Below are 15657 nucleotides of genomic sequence, written 5' to 3'. Positions count from 1 at the left end.
GGGTGGGGAGGACGGGACGGGCGCATGGGGGGAGCGTAGCGGCCGGGAGCGCCGGACACCGGGCTTCGGGGGAGGTGAAGACGGGCAGGTGACAGTTCTGGAAGCGACCGGTGTTCCCTTCGCCGAATCCTTTTTCAGGAAGGTCCAGGCGATGAAGCGCAAGGTCGCGGTGTGTGTCGGGGTGATGGCCGCGGTGGCGGCGGGAGCGGCCGGGGCCGAGGAGCGGACGGAAGGAACCGCCGCTCCGGAGTCGTACGCCGCTCCCGCGCAGGAGGCACCGGCGCCCACGGCCGTCGCGATTCCTGTCGCGGCGCTGTCACCCGCGCCCCTCGTGGAGGCCGCGACGGGCGGTGAGCCCGCGCGGCCCGCCGCGGTGGCGCAGCAGCGCTCGGACACGGAGGAGCTCCACGTCCCGGTGGTGCTGATGGCCCTGCCGCACGTGAGCACGGCGGGCACGGCCACGGAGCGGCTGGTGACCACGTTCGCGCTCGGGGCGCTCGGGACGCATGCGAAGCGGGTGGATGGCGCGGCCATGTCCCTGGGCGCGAACTGGGTGGGCGAGGACTTGTCCGGCGTGCAGCTGACGCTCGGGGCCAACGTGGTGCGAGGCACCGCGTCCGGCGCGCAGTTCGCCGTGGGCGGCAACATCGTCACGGGCGAGCTGGACGGCCTCCAGGCCGCGGTGGGCCTCAACGTGGTGAAGGGCGCGGCGGTGGCGGGCCAGTTCGCCGTGGGCGGCAACGTGGTGGCCGGCGAGCTGGCCGGCGGCCAGTTCTCCGTGGGCGCGAACATCGCGGGCTCGGGCGGCGTGGGGGGCCAGTTCACCGTGGGCGCGAACATCGCGACCGCGCGGTTCAAGGGCGCGCAGTTCGCGGCGGGCGCGAACCTCGCCTCGACGATGTCCGGCCTCCAGGCCTCCTCGGGCTTCAACTACGCGGGCCGGATGGAAGGCGCGCAGCTGTCGCTCCTCAACGTGGGCGGGGACGTGTCCGGCGCGCAGGTGGGGCTGGTCAACGTCGCGGGCAAGGTGGACGGCCTCCAGCTGGGGCTGATCAACGTGGCGCGCGAGTCCCAGGGCGAGGCGCTGGGCCTGCTCAGCTTCATCGGCAACGGCCAGGCGAACCTGCAGCTGTGGGCCAGCGACCTCGCGTACACCAACGTCGCGGTGAAGTTCGGCGGCCGGCACTTCCACACGCTGCTGACGCTGGGCTTCAACCCGGGCACGGACACGCACCGCCGCCGCTACGTGGGAGGCATGGGCTTTGGCGCGCACATCCCCGCGGGGCCATTGTTCTTCGACCTGGATGTCATTGGCAGCAGCGTCCACGCGGACAACCTCTTTCGTGATGGCGATGGCCTGAACGTGCTGGGACAGTTGCGGCTGGTGGCGGGCTGGCAGGTGGCGAAGCGGTTTGCGCTCATCGGCGGCGTCACCGGCAACACGCTCGTGACCTGGGACAACGGGGACCGCTGGGAGGAGCTGGGCATCGGGCCGGAGTGGCGCAGCGTCTCCGACGGGGGACGCACCACCGTGCGGGTGTGGCCGGGCGTCCTGCTGGGCGTGCAGATCTGACACGGCATTCGATTCGAAGTGTGGGAGGGGAACATGTGGAAGCGTTTGGGATTCGCCGCGCTCGCGGCGGGGCTGCTGTCCGGCTGCTACTTCACCGATGAGCTGCAGGGCGACGGCAACACCGTCACGGAGTCGCGCGTGGCGACCGGCTTCTCCACCGTGGAGAACCGGGGCTCGATGGAGGTGGTGATTCGCGAGGGCGAGGTGCCGGACGTGAAGGTCACGCTGGATGAGAACCTCCAGCACCGCGTGCGCACCTTCGTGTCGCCCGGAAACACGCTGGTCATCGAGACGGACGGCTCGTTCGCGCCCCGGGGCCCGGCGCGCGTGGAGGTCCTCGTGCCGCGCATGATTGGCGCGACGCAGGACGGCTCCGGCTCCCTGCGCGTGGAGGGCTTCGAGCGGGTGAAGGAGGACGTGAAGCTGCTGGCGAAGGGCTCCGGCTCCCTGAGCTTCTGCGGCGGGGTGCGCACCCTGGAGGCGAAGCTCAGCGGCTCCGGGAACATGGAGCTGTGCGCGGCCGGCGAAGGCCTGGCCGAGTGGGTGGACCTGTCGCAGTCCGGCTCCGGCGACCTGAAGTTCGAGGGGGCCGCGAAGCATGTGCGCACCCGGACGGACGGCTCCGGCTTCACGACGCTCAAGGGCGTCACCAACCGGCTCGACGCCTGGCTGGACGGCAGCGGTGGCCTCGGGGCCCCGGGCCTCCGGGCCGTGGACGTGAACATCACGTCGAAGGGCTCCGGCACCGTCGCCGCGTACGTGGACGGGGGCGGGGCGGTCATCGTGCTCGACTCGTCGGGGAACGTGGACCTGTATGGCCATGCCCTGTCGACCCAGCTCCGGGTCAACGGCAGCGGCCGGGTCATCTGGCACTGACTAGCTTGTCTTCGACACCCGTGATGTGCGCGGGTGGGGAGGCAGGCGGGCCATGGCAGCGACCATGCGGGCGATGGTGCTTCACGCACCCGGACAGCGCCTGCGGCAGGAGGAGCGGCCCATTCCGGAGCCCGGGCCGGAGCAGGTGCTGTTGAAGGTGCACGCCTGCGCGGTGTGCCGCACGGACCTGCACGTGGTGGACGGAGAGCTGACGCGCCCGAAGCTGCCGCTGGTGCCGGGCCACGAAATCGTGGCCACGGTGGTGGCGACGGGCGCGCGGGTGGAGGGCTTCGCCCCCGGGCTGCGCGTGGGGGTTCCGTGGTTGGGGTGGAGCTGCGGGCAGTGCCGCTTCTGCCGCTCCGGCCGGGAGAACCTCTGCGACACGGCGCGCTTCACCGGCTACGACATCGACGGAGGCTTCGCGGAGTACACCGTCGCGGATGCGCGCTTCTGCTTCCCGCTGCCGCCGTCCTACCGCGACGTGGAGGCCGCGCCGCTGATGTGCGCGGGGCTCATCGGCTTCCGCAGCCTGCGCATGGCGGGAGAGGGCCCCAGGTTGGGGCTGTATGGCTTTGGCGCCGCCGCGCACATCCTCATCCAGGTGGCGCGGCATCAGGGGCGCCGCGTGTATGCCTTCACGCGCGAGGGCGACACCCAGGGCCAGGCCTTCGCGCGGGAGCTGGGCGCGGTGTGGGCGGGAGGCTCGGACACGCTGCCGCCGGAGCCGCTGGACGCGGCCATCCTCTTCGCTCCCGTGGGCGCGCTGGTGCCCGCGGCGCTGAAGGCCGTGGACAAGGGCGGCGTGGTGGTGTGCGGCGGCATCCACATGAGTGACATCCCGTCCTTCCCCTATTCGGTGTTGTGGGAGGAGCGCGGCGTGCGCTCGGTGGCGAACCTCACGCGGCAGGACGCGATGGACTTCCTGGCCCTGGCGCCGCGAGTTCCGGTGCGCACGGAGGTCCAGGTGTTTCCCCTGTCCGCCGCGAACGAGGCACTCCAGGCCCTGCGCGAAGGCCGCGTGCGCGGGGCCGCGGTGCTGGACATGACGGCGGCGCGGTAGTTCCGCGCTGGAGCGAGTTCCCGCGCGCCTGTCCGCCTGGATGCTTCGACCACGGGGGAATGCACAGCTTTCGCGGCACGGAGGCTGTGCACCCCATGAAAGCGCTTCAGGAGACGGGACCATTCGAAGGGTATGACTCGGAGATCCACCCGCTGGGCTCGTATGGCGTCTTGATAGGGACCTTCAGCACGACCGTGTTGGGCTTCCTGGGGTGGATGGGAGCGACAGGACGGCGCCTCCCCGAGCGCTTCAGCGGCGGCGACCTGGCCCTGTTCGGGGCCGCCACGCACGTCGTCACCCGGGTGGTGGCGGCGGACAAGGTCACGGCGGTGGTGCGCGCCCCGTTCACGCGATTCAAGGGCAACGCCAGCGCGGGCGAGGTGAGCGAGCAGGCCCGGGGCACGGGGTTTCGTCGCGTGATGGGCGAGCTGCTGGACTGCCCCTTCTGCCTGAGCCCGTGGGTGGCCGCGTCCTTCCTCATCTCCGCCACGGTGCGTCCCCGGCAGACGCGCTTCGTGGCCTCCATCTTCGCCATGAGCGGCGCGTCCTTCTTCCTTCACCGGGCCTATGAGTTGCTGGGCGAAGGGCTGCACCGCACCCGCGCTCAGGCGCGGCTGCTGCACCAGGAGCAGGAGAAGCAAGCCGATGAGGGCGTGCAGTTCCCCGGTCGCGGACCGCAGGTCGTCGAGCCCGGCCGCGCCCCCATCCCGTCTCCGAGCTGACGCGACGCCGCTTCACCCTGAGTCACTGAGCCTTGTTGCTGGCAATGGCTCGGGGGGCTGCGTCGTAATCCAGGCATGCATCTCTTCCTCCTCGTGGGAGGCCTGCTGACGGCGGCCCCCTCCCCCTACCTGGACTCGCGGACGACCGGCGCCGCGTACTGCTACGACCCGGAGAGCCCCGCGCTGCACGAGGCCTTCCGCCGGCCGAAGCCCACGCCCGACACCCGCGTGGACAGCGCAGCGCTGGCGGAGGACGTGCGCTTCCTGCACCAGCTCCTGCGCACCACGTACTCCGGCTGGCCGGAGCTGCTCGCGCACCGCACGTTTGATCCGGATGCCTTCTTCCAGGACTGGAGCGCGAAGGTGGCCGCGTCCGGGCCCACCGTGTCCTTCCAGGACGGCGTGCTCACTCCGACCATCGCCGTGCGCGAGGCGCTGACGGACAACCACTTCGGTCCATCCGGCCTCCTGAGCATGCTGCGCGAGGAGCCACGGCTCGCGTTCCGTGAGTACCAGGCCGATGCGCCGCCGGGGCTTCAGCTCACGTCCTGTGACGCGAACACCGTGGCGGGCGCGCAGGCGGACACGCTGCGGGTGGCGCCGGTGCTGAAGCCGGATGGCTCCCGTGCTCAGCGGATCACCGTGTCCGCGCGAGGCGGAGGCGATGCGCGGGCGCTCCGGTGCGGCGACACGTCGCTGCCGCTCACGGTCCGCCCCTCGCGTCCGGCCCGGGAGTTCGCGCCGAAGGACATCTACACGTACGAGCCCAAGGGCGACGTGGGCATCATCACCCTCCGTCGCTTCTCAGGACCGCCGGAGGCGGAGGCAGGGCTGCGCCAGTTCGTCGCGGACGCGCCGAAGCACCGCAAGCACAAGTTGCTGGTGTTCGACCTCCGGGGCAACAGCGGCGGCAACGACGGCTACGTGTACGAGTGGCTGGACGCGATGGTGCGCGGGCCCTGGTTCTCCTCTGGCGAGGTGTGGATGCACGGCGCCTTCTATCCATGCTTCGAATGGAACTCGCGCGTGCAGCGGCAGGCCATGGATGGACGGTTGGACACGCCGGAAGCGAAGGCCGAACGTGAAGCCATCCGTTCGAAGTGGCCGGTGAAGCCGGAGCCCTCGCGCCCCGTGTTCGACAGCGGTCGCGTGGAGGGCCACGCGAAGACGCCCTTCACGGGGCGCATCGTGGTGCTGGTGGACCGGGACTCCGCGTCCTCGGGAGAGAGCGGAGCCTATGCCCTGCACCGCGCCACGGGAGCGCCCCTGGTGGGCGAGCGGACCGGAGGTTTCCTCACCTACGGCAACGCACCCAGCTTCGTGCTGCCGCGCACGGGTTTCGCGTGGGTGGTGCCCACCAAGCGCAATTATTTCGCCGAACCCGTGGAGGGCGTGGGACACGCCGTGCAGGTGTACCTGGACGCGGAGGACCAGGGGCGCCCAGTAGCGGAGCTGCTGCCTCGCTTGCGCAAGCTGCCGTGAGTCAACCTGCCCCATGCGGCGGGGCGCGTGTCCCGTCATGCCCCATCAAAAGGCGGCCGTTATAGGTGTTTCGTGGGCCCGGGACGTTGGCCGGGCTCATGCAATGCCTTGAATCCACACCGGCTCCACAGCACGGAGCCCTACCCGAGGCGGACGATGAAGCGCGCACTGCGAATCACCTACCGGGGCATGGAGACGAGCGACACCCTCAACGAGCACATCCGCGACCAGGCGGACAAGCTGGAGCAGTTCTACGACGGCATCACCGGCTGCAACGTGGTGGTGGAGGAGCCGCACCGCCACCACGCCCAGGGGCACCGCTTCCACGTGCGCGTGGAGCTGCACGTGCCGGGCAGGGACATCATCGCGGACCGGGAGCCGGCGGAGCTCGCGGCCCACGCGGATGCCTACCAGGCCGTCACGGACGCCTTCGAGGCCGCGCGGCGCCAACTGCAACACCACGCGGACCGCCAGCACGCGTACCACCGCTAGTCATTGCAGGCTGACCGTGGTGCGCAGGAGCGCCAGGTACGTCCCGTCGCGGAGTGACACCGCGCCGCTCGTGGTGCCTCCAGGCTCCACGTCCGGCGCGGTCATGTCGAGGTCCGCCCTCTCCGCGATCCACCAGAGGCCGTTGGGGAGCACGGGCACCGGACACTGACCCGGCCCTGGAGGGCGCGACGCTGCCGGGGCGGGTGCCGGTAGCGTCACGGTGGACGGACACCTTCCAGGAGTCGTTCGGAATGACGGGGCCTTCTACCCGGGGCTGGCTGATGCTCGCGGGAGCGCTGTGGCTGGGCGGAATCGGCGCGGGCGTCGTGGCGCTGGCCCGGTACTCGGTGACGCCGGGGGCCGAGCCCGTGACGGCGGCGGCATGGCCAGAGGGAACGCGGCTGAAGCGCCAGTCCGGGCGTCCGGTGCTGGTGATGCTCGCGCATCCGAAGTGCACCTGCACTCGGGCGAGCCTGGCGGAGCTGGCGGAGGTGATGGCGCACGTGGACGGACGCGCGGAGGCCTTCGTCCTGTTCCTGCGTCCGGAGGGACTGGAGGACGGCTGGGAGCAGGGAGCGCTGTGGCGCACGGCCGCGAGCATCCCGGGCGTCACGGTGCTGAGCGACCCGGACGGCGTGGAGGCGAAGCGCTTCGGCGCGACGACCTCCGGGCACGTGGTGCTCTACGGCGCGGACGGGCGCCTGCGCTTCAGCGGCGGCATCACGGTGGCGCGAGGACACGTGGGCGACAGCCCGGGGCGCGAGGCGCTGGAGCGCGTGCTGCGCGAGGACGGCGAGGGCGGCGGCACGCCGGTGTATGGCTGCGCGCTCGAGGAGCGCCGGGAGCGCTGACGCGCGCGGATGTCCTGCGTTGAGCGGATGGGCGCGGGAGCGTGTCTGGCGTTGGACGTCGCGAGGGAAGGGCGGTTGGCGCGGTGGAGGCGTCTGGGATTGGCTCCGCGCGCCTTTCCCATCCGCGAGGGAGCCGCCCATGTCGCTCGACCACTACGTCACCCTGGGCCGCTCCGGCCTGCGCGTCAGTCCCTTCTGCCTGGGCGCCATGACGTTCGGCGAGGACCTGGGCTGGGGCAGCAGCGTGGAGACGTCCAACGCCATCCTGGACCGCTTCATCGAGCGGGGCGGGAACTTCATCGACACGGCGAACGTGTACACGTTCGGGCACGCGGAGAAGATCATCGGGGACCACATCGGGAAGCATCCGGCGAAGCGCGACCGGGTGGTCATCGCCACGAAGTTCTTCGGCAACCTCTTCGAGAGGGATCCGAACGGCGGCGGCGCGGGGCGCAAGTCGGTGATGGCGGCGTGCGATGAGTCGCTGCGCCGGCTGCAGACGGACTACATCGACCTGTACTGGATGCACGCCTGGGACGCGAACACGCCCATCGAGGAGACGATGCGGGCGCTGGACGACCTGGTGCGCTCCGGCAAGGTCCGCTACGTGGGCTTCTCCGACACGCCCGCGTGGAAGGTGACGCAGGCGCAGGTGACGGCCTTGTTCCGGGGCTGGGCGCCGCTGGTGGCGTTGCAGATCGAGTACTCGCTGCTGGAGCGCACGGTGGAGGGCGAGCTCATCCCGATGGCGCGGGAGCTGGGGCTGGGCGTGACGCCGTGGTCGCCGCTGCGCAGCGGGGTGTTGAGCGGCAAGTACACGCGGGAGAACGCGGGCAAGCAGAAGGCGGACCGGGGCGCGTGGGCGGAGGCGTCGCTCAACGAGAAGACCTACAGGCTCATCGACGTGCTCCAGCGCGTGGCGAAGGAGCAGAACACCTCGGTGGCGCGAGTGTCGCTGGCCTGGGTGCAGGGCCGGCCGGGAGTGGCCTCCACCATCCTGGGCGCGCGCACGCTGGAGCAGCTGGACACCAACCTGGGCGCGCTGGACGTGAAGCTCACGCCGGAGCAGGTGAAGGCGCTGGATGACGAATCCCAGCCCACGCTCAACTTCCCGGCGGCCTTCCTCCAGGGAGCGCCCACCTTCATGCACGCGGGCCTGCGCGTGAACGGAGTCCAGGCCCCGCCTGGCAACCTGACGCCCAAGGCAGGCACCCCGCGGTACTGAGGTGGCACGCCGTGTCGGGACGTTCCGTATGATATGTACGAAACGTACGTTTCCCGGGGAACGGTCATGATGGAAGTCAGCATCACCGAAGCGCGCGACGACCTGGCGGAGCTGCTCAACCGGGCGGCCTACGGGAAGGAGCGGCTCGTCCTGACCCGGCACGGCAAGAAGCTGGTCGCGGTGATTCCCTTCGAGGACCTTCAGGCGCTGGAGGCGCTGGAGGACCGGCGGGACATCCAGAAGGCGGACGCCGCGCGCCGGGAGTCCGAGGGCCAGCCGCGCGTCGCGTGGAAGCAGGTGAAGGCGGAGCTGGGGCTCACGAAGAAGGCGAAGAAGACGGCTAGCGGTAGATCTCCCGCCGGTGGCCCAGCTCGACGATCAACACCACGAGCCGGCCGTCCTCGATCTGGTAGATGACGCGGTAGTCGCCAATGCGGATCCGCAGGTAGTCGCTGCCCTTGAGCTTCTCCGCGCCCACGGGCCGGGGCTCCGTGGCCAGCGCGTCGATCCGCTTCGCGATGCGGCGCTGATGGACCGGATCCACCGCCGCGAGCTGCTTCACGGCGGTCTGGAGGAACTCGACCGCATAGGTAGCGGAGGGCTTCGTGCTCATGCAGGGCGGGTAGGCCCCGACTGTCTACCTCCCCCTCCTGACATGACGGGTTGGCAGTGGAAAGCCGAACCCTGTCGGCACACCGGCGCACAGTGTGGAGTGCGGGGCCTTACGTTTCGGGCCTCGCTCGGGGGCAAATGACCGCTGGAGCGTTCACGGCTGGACGCTCGCGGTAGCGCGAACGGGGGTCGTTCCTAACATCGGCCCCCTGGCAGTGAGCCGGTGGTCGGGCGGTCTGGCGCTGTATGGGCGGCGGGGAGGGTGGCGTGAGCGAGCTGCTGACAGGTGATGTGTCTTCGCGGGCGCAGGTGGGCGGTCCGGACTTCTCCCGCGACCCCGAGACCTTCGAAGCCGAGCTGGATGCGTGCCTGGAGCGCGCGCTCTCCTCCGAGACTCCCGAAGAAGAGGAGATCGTTCCGGAGTCCTTCGCGACCGGCCCCCTGCGCACGCTGCTCGACCTGGCCTCCACGGAGGAGACCTGGCTCCAGTCGCTGCCGCCGCCGTCCAACGACAACGTGGAGCCCCAGCTCACGCTGTCCGCCGAGGCCGCCAACATCGTCATCCCGGAGTGGCTGCGCGCGGACGAGTCCCCGTCCAGCACCTCCCAGGAGAACGCCTGTGGCGCCGTGACGTCGTGGGATGCCGCGCCGCCGTCGCCCGCCTGGGCCACGCCCGGCTCTCCTGCCGAGGCCTACGCACCGCAGCCGTGGATGCCGTACGCCCCCGTGGCGCCCGAGCCTCCGCCGCCCGCCATCGCCGATGCGTCCACGCGCATCCTCGGCATGAGCCCCATGTCCTTCGTCAGCGCCGTGGCGATGGGCGCGCTCGCCGCGGGCCTCCTCGTCGTCGCGGGTCTGCGCCTGACTGCGAAGGATGAGGCGCAGCCCACGCCGCAGGCACAGGCCCTGGCTGGCACCGTGGGCGCCCCGGTCACGCAGGGCCTCACCACTGCTCAGCAGCCGGGCACGCAGGCCGCGCAGTTCGGCGCTCCGGGCACTCAAGGTTCCGCGACGGCTCAGCCGGGCACCGCGCCCGCGCAGGTCGGCACGCAGGGCTTCTACGGTGTCCCCGGCACCCAGGCGGCCACGCCGGACTTCTCGCAGTCCATCGCGGGTGGCATGAACACGCCCGCGCTGACGGACGCGCAGCGCGCCGCGCAGGCCCTCACGCCGAACACGCCCGGCCTCACGGGCCCCGCGAGCGCGGGCCTGACCACGGGCCTCCACACGCTGGCCCCGGACCCCAGGCCGTCCACGCAGCCCGCTCCGGTGACGCAGAAGAAGGCCCCCGTGGCCCAGCGCGCGGCCACGATTGAAGCGCCCGAGGACACCGGCGAGGTCCGCGAGATGTCCTTCGGCAGCGGAATCTCCGAGGAGGAGCTGGCCCGGGCCCGTCAGGCCGCCGCCGAAGCCGAGGCCGAGGAGGCCGCGCAGCCCGAGTCCGAAATCGACGAGGACTTCGCCCGAGAGCTCGGCTTCACCGACGATGCGGAGTCCCCGGAGGCCTCCGCCCAGAAGCAGGCCCAGGAGAAGACCGTCTACATCCCGCCGGCCCCGACCTCCGAGCGCGAGCAGCTCGCGGCCTCGGACATCACCAACGTGGTCGTCACGAACCAGCCCGCCATCGCCACCTGCGTCCAGAACTTCAAGGCCGGCACCGCCCTGGAGAACGGCGGCCGCTTCCAGCTGCGCTGGTCCGTGGACACCGCCGGCACCGTCTCCGGCGTGGCCATGGAGACCGAAGCCCTGAAGGGCTCCCCGCTCGCCGGCTGCATCGAGGACCAGGTGCGCGGCTGGAAGTTCCCCGTGCACCGCGTCGCCATGAACACCCCGGTGCACTACCCGTTCGTCTTCTAGCCCGCCCGCTCATCCGCCAGGCCCGGTTGACGTCTCCCAGCCTCTGGTCGACCCCACGCGCCGCCGCAGCGCAACACGCGCTTCCAGCGTTAGATTGACGCATGACCGCGCGGGAGGACCCAGACCCCATCGAGTTGCACCTGTGTCACCGTTGCCTGATGAGGCTGCCGGTGGACGCGGGCGGGGTGGACCTTCCGCGCCGGGTGCGTGAGGCGCTCAAGGCCCACGGCCTGGCGGACAAGACGCAGCTCATCCCCGCGTCCTGCCTGGGTCACTGCCCCACGGGGAAGGTCACCGTGCTCGTGGTCCCCGACTCAACGGCGCGGGGCACGCACGCGAAGCTCATCGACCCGAAGGAGGACGGCGAGGACCTCGCGAAGCACCTGGACGCGCAACTCGCCCGGGGCTCGAAGAAAGCCGGGCCGCCTTGAGCAGCGCCTCCATCATGGGCACGCAGCTCGCGGTCCCCGTGCCGGCGATCGCATAGGCGGTGCCGTGGTCCGGCGACGTGCGAGGCACCGGCAGGCCCAGCGTCACGTTCACCGTGCGCTCGAAGTCCAGCGCCTTGGCCGGGATGAGCCCCTGGTCGTGGTACATGGCCAGCACCACGTCGTACTTCGCGCCGACTTCATCAGGCCGCGCGAACAGGCCATCCGCGGGGATGGGCCCATGCGCATCCACCCGCTTCGCCCGGGCGAGTCGGATGGCGGGCCCAATCACCTCCACCTCCTCGCGCCCCAGCATCCCGCCCTCGCCCGCATGCGGGTTGAGCCCCAGCACGGCGATGCGCGGCTTGCGGCCCACCACCGGCCCCAGGCTGCGCGAGAGCAATTGAAGCTGCGCCACCAGCTTCTCCACTGTCAGCAGCTTCGGCAGCGCGGAGATGGGGACGTGGTTCGTCGCCAGCGCGATGCGCACGCGCGGCCCGTCCATCATCATCAACACGTCCACGCCGAACGCGTCCGCCAGCACCTCCGTGTGGCCCATGAACGGGATGCCCGCGCGCGAAATCTCCTCCTTCGACACGGGCGCGGTGCACAGCGCGTCCACCGTGCCCGCGCGCATCGCGTCGATGGCGGCCCGCACGTACGCGTACTGCGCCTTGCCGCCTTCGCGCGTGGGCTTGCCCGGCACGCGGTGCTTCGCCGGAAGGTGCGTCACCTCCACCACCGCCGGCCCCTCCGTGCGGCCCAGGTCCTCCAGGGCCACGCGAGGGAAGCGGCGGAAGAGGGGGAAGCCCTCCAGCGTGGGCCCGTCCCCGAACACCACCGGCACCAGCGCGCGGCGCACCGCGGGCTTCGCCAGCGCCAGGGCCGTCACCTCCGGCCCGATGCCCGACACGTCCCCCAGCGAGATGCCCACGCGGGGGCGCGCATCCGCCGTGGCCACCGCGCTCACATCTTCACTTCGACGTTGGCCTTCGAGCGCAGCTCCTGGACGTACTGGTCCAGGAACTTCTCCGTCTTCTCGTTGAGGAGCTTGGACTCCAGCTTGGGCTTCATCTCCTCGAAGGAGGCCACGGCGATGTTGCGGCGCTCCTCCACCTTGAGGATGTGCCAGCCGAAGTTGGTGCGGATGGGCTCGCTGACCTCACCCTCCTTGAGGTTGAAGGCGGCCTTCTCGAAGGCGGGCACCATCACGCCGCGCTTGAAGTAGCCCAGGTCGCCGCCGTCCGCCGCGCTGGGGCCCTCGCTGCGGGCGCGCGCCAGGGACGCGAAGTCCATGCCCGGCCGGCGGGCCTCCTGCGCGATGCCCTCCGCCTTCTGCTTCGCGGCGGCCACCTGCTCCGGCGTGGCCTTGGCGTCCACCTGCACCAGGATGTGGCGGGCGTGCACCTCCACGTCCTCGCTCTCCATGCGCGTGTACTGCGTGTACGCGGCCTTCAGGTCCTCCTCGGTGACCTTCACCTTGGGGCCCACCTTCATGCGCAGGAGCTTGTCGCGCACCACGCGCTTGCGGAGCATGTCCTTGTAGCCGGCGAGCGTGAAGCCCTCGTTCTTGAGCAGCTGCTCGAACTGGCTCATGTCGCTGACGTTGTTCTGCTTGAGCACGTCCTGCACCAGCTCATCCACCTCCGCCTCGGTGGTGGTGATGCCCAGCTGCTGGACCTCGGACTCCATCAGCTTCTCGCCGATGAGCGTGTCCAGCGCGGTCTTCATCAGCTGCGCGCGGGCCTCGGCGCGCTTGTGCGGGTCGATTTCGGAGTTCACGCGCTGGAGCTCCGGCGCGGCGCGCTGCTGCACCTCCGACAGCGGGATGATGTCGCGGTTCACCACCGCCGCCACCTTGTCCACCAGCTCCGCGCGGGCGGACGTCGCCCCCGTGAAGAGCATCACCGCCGCCAGGAACGCCACCAGGTTCTTCATCGCAACGACCCTCTTGAGACAAACGCCGGGAGCCCAACAGGCCCGCTCCCGGAAAAGTCCTTCACTTCGCCGCCTGCGGCGCCGGCCGCCCGCGGATGGTCTGCAGCGTGGCCTCGTTCACCACGACCTGGGCCTTGTCGCGCAGCTCCTTCTCGAAGGCCTCCTGCGCCGCCGCCCGCTTGGCCTCCAGCAGGCGCCCCTCCACCTTCGAGCGCACCTCCACCAGCTCCCGCTTCCTCGCCGACCTGCGCTCCAGCACCTTGAACAGGTGGTAGCCGTACTCCGTGGACACCACGTCCGAAACCTGCCCCACCCCCAGCTTGAATACCACCTCGTCGAAGGCCGGAGGCATCTGTCCCCGGGGGAAGAAGCCCAGGTCGCCCCCCACCTTGGCGTCCGCGCTGAGTGAATAGCGCCGCGCGAGGTCGGAGAACTTCTTGCCCGCCTTGAGCTGCACCTGGAGCCTGCGCGCCTCGTCCAGTCCCTTCACCACCATCTGCGCGGCGTGGACCTCCTCCGGCTCCTGGAAGTCCGCCTCGTGCGCCGCGTAGTACGCGCGCAGCTCCTCCTCCGTCACCGCCACGCGCGAATAGACGTGGTTCGTGAAGAGCTTCTCGATGGTGAGCCGGCTCGCCTCGCGCGCGCGCAGCTCCGCCATGGACAGCTGCCCCTGGGCGAGCACTTCATTGAAGTTGCCCGCGGGGTAGTCGCCGGACAGCCGCAGCACGCCGCGGTCCACCTCTTCGGGCGTCACCGCGATGTTGTTCTGCTTCGCCGCCTGGAGCAGCAGCATCCGCTTCACGAGCGTGTCCACGAGCGCCCGCTTGAAGGGCTCCACCTCCTCGGGCGTGGGCTCAGGCCCCTCCGTGGTGGCCAGCTCCCGCGCCAGCTCCTGTTCGAAGTCCGTCCGGCTGAGCGACTCGCCGTTCACGGTGGCGACCACCGAGGGGTCCGGTCCCTCCTGGGCCTGCGGCCGGCAGCCCGTCAGCCCCAGCACGCCCAGGGCGAGCCCCAGGCTCAGGACGACGGACCACGGCATCGGGGAGGCGCGGAAGGAAGCGGGACGCATGCGCGGAGGCCTCGGGGGAGGGGACAGGGGACCTTCCACGGTGGTGCCGGGCCGCCGGGCTTTCAAGCGGGACGTCACGGCCGGGGTGGGAAGCGAACGGATGGGCCCATGGGACGGCCTTCCGGGTAGCACGCCGGGCGGGCCCGGACAACCCGCGCTCCAGGAGGGCTTCTCCCCTGGCGCGGGGGCTAGAGCGGGGTGGCGTTGGAGGCCAGGAAGGCCTCCACCTGGGGAAAGATTTCGTCCGGCGCCTTGCGGCCCAGAATCAGGTCCGCGTGGCCGTAGTCCGCCGCGAAGCCGTGGCCGCGCCCGGCGACCAGCATCTTCACGGGGCCGCCCAGGTGCTCCTTCGCCCGGGCCACCGCCAGCGGCGGCGCGAGCAGGTCCCGGCTGCCGGCGATGAGCAGGAAGGGAATCTTCACCCCGGCGAGCGGCTCCCGGTAGTCGAAGCCGCCGTCGAACGTCGTGAACTGGCTGGTGGTGATCCACCGGGCGAACTGCCGGCCCACGCCCCCGGCCACGTCCGCCGGCACGTTGGCCAGCGCCCAGCGCACCACCTGCGGATCCATGTTGTCCGCCAGCATCATGTACCGGGTGAGCGGCCCCGGAGGCGCCCCGAAGAAGGCGATGCTGGTGACGCGCCGGGTGGGGATGACCTTGAGCTTGAGCACGGGCTCCACCCGCTGGACGAACGCCCGCAGGCCCGGCTGCACCGCGAATGTAAAAGGTGCACCCAGGGACACCGCCGCCTTCACCGGCGCCTGGGGGTTCCTGGCCAGGTGGGCGTAGAGCATCAGGCCGCCCTTGGAGTGGCCCACCCAGAGCACTTGCTGGGCACCGGTGGACATCACGGTGCGCAAAGCCGTTCTCACGTCGTGTTCAGCCTGATCATCAAAATTCCAGTCCGCGCAGGCCCCGGCGAGCCCCCGGCCGCGCAGCTCGATGACCCAGGTCTCGAACCCCGCCCGCGCCAGGTAGCGGGCCAGGCTGTACTGCTCGTTGAAGTCCATGTGGAAGCGGTTGGCTCCCAGCCCGTGGCACAGCAGGACGGGCTCCGCGAACCGGCGCTCTCCCCGAGGGTGGTAGCGCCCCAGCGCGATGGCCGCTCCGTCGTCCGTGGGCACCCGGTACAGCTCGTCCGGCTTGAACGTGAGGGTCAGCAACCCCTCCTTGCTCCGCTCCACCGCCTTGGTGAAGAGGTCCGCCATCCGGCTCAACCGGGGTGCTGATGCCTGTCGTGATGTCACCCCTTCAGTCTACGCCCTACGCCCGGACGATGCCGGGGTGTCGCCGGCGGACTTTCGTGGGACGGCAGGACAGTTGCAGGGGATGTGCGTCCATCGCGGGGAGGTCGTGGAAATGGGGCAGGGCCGGGGTTTCAGGGAAGCGTTGTCGTCCTTCATCGCCACAGTTTTTCCCACAGACACACTGCTGGGTGCCTTGAAGGTGATGGAGCGGCACCACGTGCAGGT

General features: G+C 70.7%; 17 protein-coding genes. 11 read left to right on the top strand and 6 right to left on the bottom strand.

Annotation, left to right across the window (positions count from 1 at the left end):
- Positions 1 to 151: 151 nt before the first annotated feature.
- From D7W82_RS31700 to D7W82_RS31675, 6 genes are all read left to right on the top strand, one after another.
- A complete protein-coding gene (locus tag D7W82_RS31700; RefSeq protein ID WP_120621897.1) occupies positions 152 to 1573 on the top strand; it encodes a hypothetical protein in 1422 nt (473 codons plus the stop codon).
- A gap of 33 nt (positions 1574 to 1606) precedes the next feature.
- Positions 1607 to 2449, top strand: a complete 843-nt coding sequence (locus tag D7W82_RS31695; RefSeq protein ID WP_120621896.1) for a GIN domain-containing protein — start codon at positions 1607 to 1609, stop codon at positions 2447 to 2449.
- A gap of 52 nt (positions 2450 to 2501) precedes the next feature.
- Positions 2502 to 3509 (top strand): zinc-dependent alcohol dehydrogenase family protein, encoded by a 1008-nt coding sequence (locus D7W82_RS31690; RefSeq protein WP_120621895.1) that lies wholly within the window; start codon positions 2502 to 2504, stop codon positions 3507 to 3509.
- A gap of 95 nt (positions 3510 to 3604) precedes the next feature.
- Positions 3605 to 4231 carry a DUF1360 domain-containing protein gene (locus tag D7W82_RS31685; protein WP_120621894.1) on the top strand — a complete coding sequence of 209 codons (627 nt, stop codon included), beginning with the start codon at positions 3605 to 3607 and terminating at the stop codon, positions 4229 to 4231.
- Between the two features lie 75 nt (positions 4232 to 4306).
- Positions 4307 to 5713 (top strand): S41 family peptidase, encoded by a 1407-nt coding sequence (locus D7W82_RS31680; protein WP_120621893.1) that lies wholly within the window; start codon positions 4307 to 4309, stop codon positions 5711 to 5713.
- Positions 5714 to 5869: 156 nt separating this feature from the next.
- Complete coding sequence (locus D7W82_RS31675) at positions 5870 to 6205, top strand: HPF/RaiA family ribosome-associated protein (protein ID WP_120621892.1); 336 nt, start codon at positions 5870 to 5872, stop codon at positions 6203 to 6205.
- On the opposite strand, the gene D7W82_RS40690 is transcribed toward D7W82_RS31675, so the two are convergent.
- On the bottom strand, positions 6206 to 6364 hold the full coding sequence (locus D7W82_RS40690) for a hypothetical protein (RefSeq protein WP_158617765.1): 159 nt from the start codon (positions 6362 to 6364) through the stop codon (positions 6206 to 6208).
- A gap of 92 nt (positions 6365 to 6456) precedes the next feature.
- On the opposite strand from D7W82_RS40690, the gene D7W82_RS31670 reads away from it, so the two are divergent.
- The 3 genes from D7W82_RS31670 (at position 6457) to D7W82_RS31660 (ending at position 8698) form a co-directional block, all read left to right on the top strand.
- A complete protein-coding gene (locus tag D7W82_RS31670) occupies positions 6457 to 7056 on the top strand; it encodes a RedB protein (protein ID WP_120621891.1) in 600 nt (199 codons plus the stop codon).
- Positions 7057 to 7195: 139 nt separating this feature from the next.
- Positions 7196 to 8281 carry an aldo/keto reductase gene (locus tag D7W82_RS31665; RefSeq protein WP_120621890.1) on the top strand — a complete coding sequence of 362 codons (1086 nt, stop codon included), beginning with the start codon at positions 7196 to 7198 and terminating at the stop codon, positions 8279 to 8281.
- 66 nt (positions 8282 to 8347) lie between these two features.
- Positions 8348 to 8698, top strand: coding sequence for a type II toxin-antitoxin system Phd/YefM family antitoxin (locus D7W82_RS31660; RefSeq protein WP_120621889.1), 351 nt, complete (start codon positions 8348 to 8350; stop codon positions 8696 to 8698).
- Here D7W82_RS31660 and D7W82_RS31655 read toward each other — a convergent pair.
- A complete protein-coding gene (locus D7W82_RS31655) occupies positions 8622 to 8894 on the bottom strand; it encodes a type II toxin-antitoxin system RelE/ParE family toxin (RefSeq protein ID WP_120621888.1) in 273 nt (90 codons plus the stop codon). The two genes, D7W82_RS31660 and D7W82_RS31655, sit on opposite strands and share 77 nt — an antisense overlap.
- A gap of 266 nt (positions 8895 to 9160) precedes the next feature.
- Between D7W82_RS31655 and D7W82_RS31650 the strand changes: the two genes are divergently transcribed.
- Positions 9161 to 10750 carry an AgmX/PglI C-terminal domain-containing protein gene (locus D7W82_RS31650; RefSeq protein ID WP_147439668.1) on the top strand — a complete coding sequence of 530 codons (1590 nt, stop codon included), beginning with the start codon at positions 9161 to 9163 and terminating at the stop codon, positions 10748 to 10750.
- Between the two features lie 101 nt (positions 10751 to 10851).
- Positions 10852 to 11181: a hypothetical protein gene (locus D7W82_RS31645; protein ID WP_120621886.1), complete on the top strand. Its 330-nt coding sequence runs from the start codon at positions 10852 to 10854 to the stop codon at positions 11179 to 11181.
- On the opposite strand, the gene pdxA is transcribed toward D7W82_RS31645, so the two are convergent.
- The 4 genes from pdxA to D7W82_RS31625 all read right to left on the bottom strand — a co-directional run bounded on the left by pdxA (position 11093) and on the right by D7W82_RS31625 (position 15393).
- Positions 11093 to 12148: a 4-hydroxythreonine-4-phosphate dehydrogenase PdxA gene (gene pdxA / locus D7W82_RS31640; protein ID WP_120621885.1), complete on the bottom strand. Its 1056-nt coding sequence runs from the start codon at positions 12146 to 12148 to the stop codon at positions 11093 to 11095. The two genes, D7W82_RS31645 and pdxA, sit on opposite strands and share 89 nt — an antisense overlap.
- Complete coding sequence (locus D7W82_RS31635) at positions 12145 to 13116, bottom strand: peptidylprolyl isomerase (RefSeq protein ID WP_120621884.1); 972 nt, start codon at positions 13114 to 13116, stop codon at positions 12145 to 12147. Before D7W82_RS31635 ends, pdxA begins: the two co-directional genes overlap by 4 nt.
- Positions 13117 to 13177: 61 nt before the next feature.
- Positions 13178 to 14185, bottom strand: coding sequence for a peptidyl-prolyl cis-trans isomerase (locus D7W82_RS31630; RefSeq protein ID WP_120621883.1), 1008 nt, complete (start codon positions 14183 to 14185; stop codon positions 13178 to 13180).
- A gap of 188 nt (positions 14186 to 14373) precedes the next feature.
- Positions 14374 to 15393 (bottom strand): alpha/beta fold hydrolase, encoded by a 1020-nt coding sequence (locus tag D7W82_RS31625; protein WP_120621882.1) that lies wholly within the window; start codon positions 15391 to 15393, stop codon positions 14374 to 14376.
- Positions 15394 to 15657 lie beyond the last annotated feature (264 nt).

Source organism: Corallococcus sp. CA049B (assembly GCF_003611685.1).
Lineage (GTDB): Bacteria > Myxococcota > Myxococcia > Myxococcales > Myxococcaceae > Corallococcus > Corallococcus coralloides.
Note: the sequence above shows the minus strand (reverse complement) of the source record. Positions and strands in the feature narration are given on the sequence as shown.

Coding starts and splice junctions, on each gene's coding strand:
- D7W82_RS31700 (WP_120621897.1), top strand. CDS start 152: ATGAAGCGCAAGGTCGCGGTGTGTGTCGGGGTGATGGCCGCGGTGGCG.
- D7W82_RS31695 (WP_120621896.1), top strand. CDS start 1,607: ATGTGGAAGCGTTTGGGATTCGCCGCGCTCGCGGCGGGGCTGCTGTCC.
- D7W82_RS31690 (WP_120621895.1), top strand. CDS start 2,502: ATGGCAGCGACCATGCGGGCGATGGTGCTTCACGCACCCGGACAGCGC.
- D7W82_RS31685 (WP_120621894.1), top strand. CDS start 3,605: ATGAAAGCGCTTCAGGAGACGGGACCATTCGAAGGGTATGACTCGGAG.
- D7W82_RS31680 (WP_120621893.1), top strand. CDS start 4,307: ATGCATCTCTTCCTCCTCGTGGGAGGCCTGCTGACGGCGGCCCCCTCC.
- D7W82_RS31675 (WP_120621892.1), top strand. CDS start 5,870: ATGAAGCGCGCACTGCGAATCACCTACCGGGGCATGGAGACGAGCGAC.
- D7W82_RS31670 (WP_120621891.1), top strand. CDS start 6,457: ATGACGGGGCCTTCTACCCGGGGCTGGCTGATGCTCGCGGGAGCGCTG.
- D7W82_RS31665 (WP_120621890.1), top strand. CDS start 7,196: ATGTCGCTCGACCACTACGTCACCCTGGGCCGCTCCGGCCTGCGCGTC.
- D7W82_RS31660 (WP_120621889.1), top strand. CDS start 8,348: ATGATGGAAGTCAGCATCACCGAAGCGCGCGACGACCTGGCGGAGCTG.
- D7W82_RS31655 (WP_120621888.1), bottom strand. CDS start 8,894: ATGAGCACGAAGCCCTCCGCTACCTATGCGGTCGAGTTCCTCCAGACC.
- D7W82_RS31645 (WP_120621886.1), top strand. CDS start 10,852: ATGACCGCGCGGGAGGACCCAGACCCCATCGAGTTGCACCTGTGTCAC.
- D7W82_RS31635 (WP_120621884.1), bottom strand. CDS start 13,116: ATGAAGAACCTGGTGGCGTTCCTGGCGGCGGTGATGCTCTTCACGGGG.
- D7W82_RS31630 (WP_120621883.1), bottom strand. CDS start 14,185: ATGCGTCCCGCTTCCTTCCGCGCCTCCCCGATGCCGTGGTCCGTCGTC.
- D7W82_RS31625 (WP_120621882.1), bottom strand. CDS start 15,393: ATGGCGGACCTCTTCACCAAGGCGGTGGAGCGGAGCAAGGAGGGGTTG.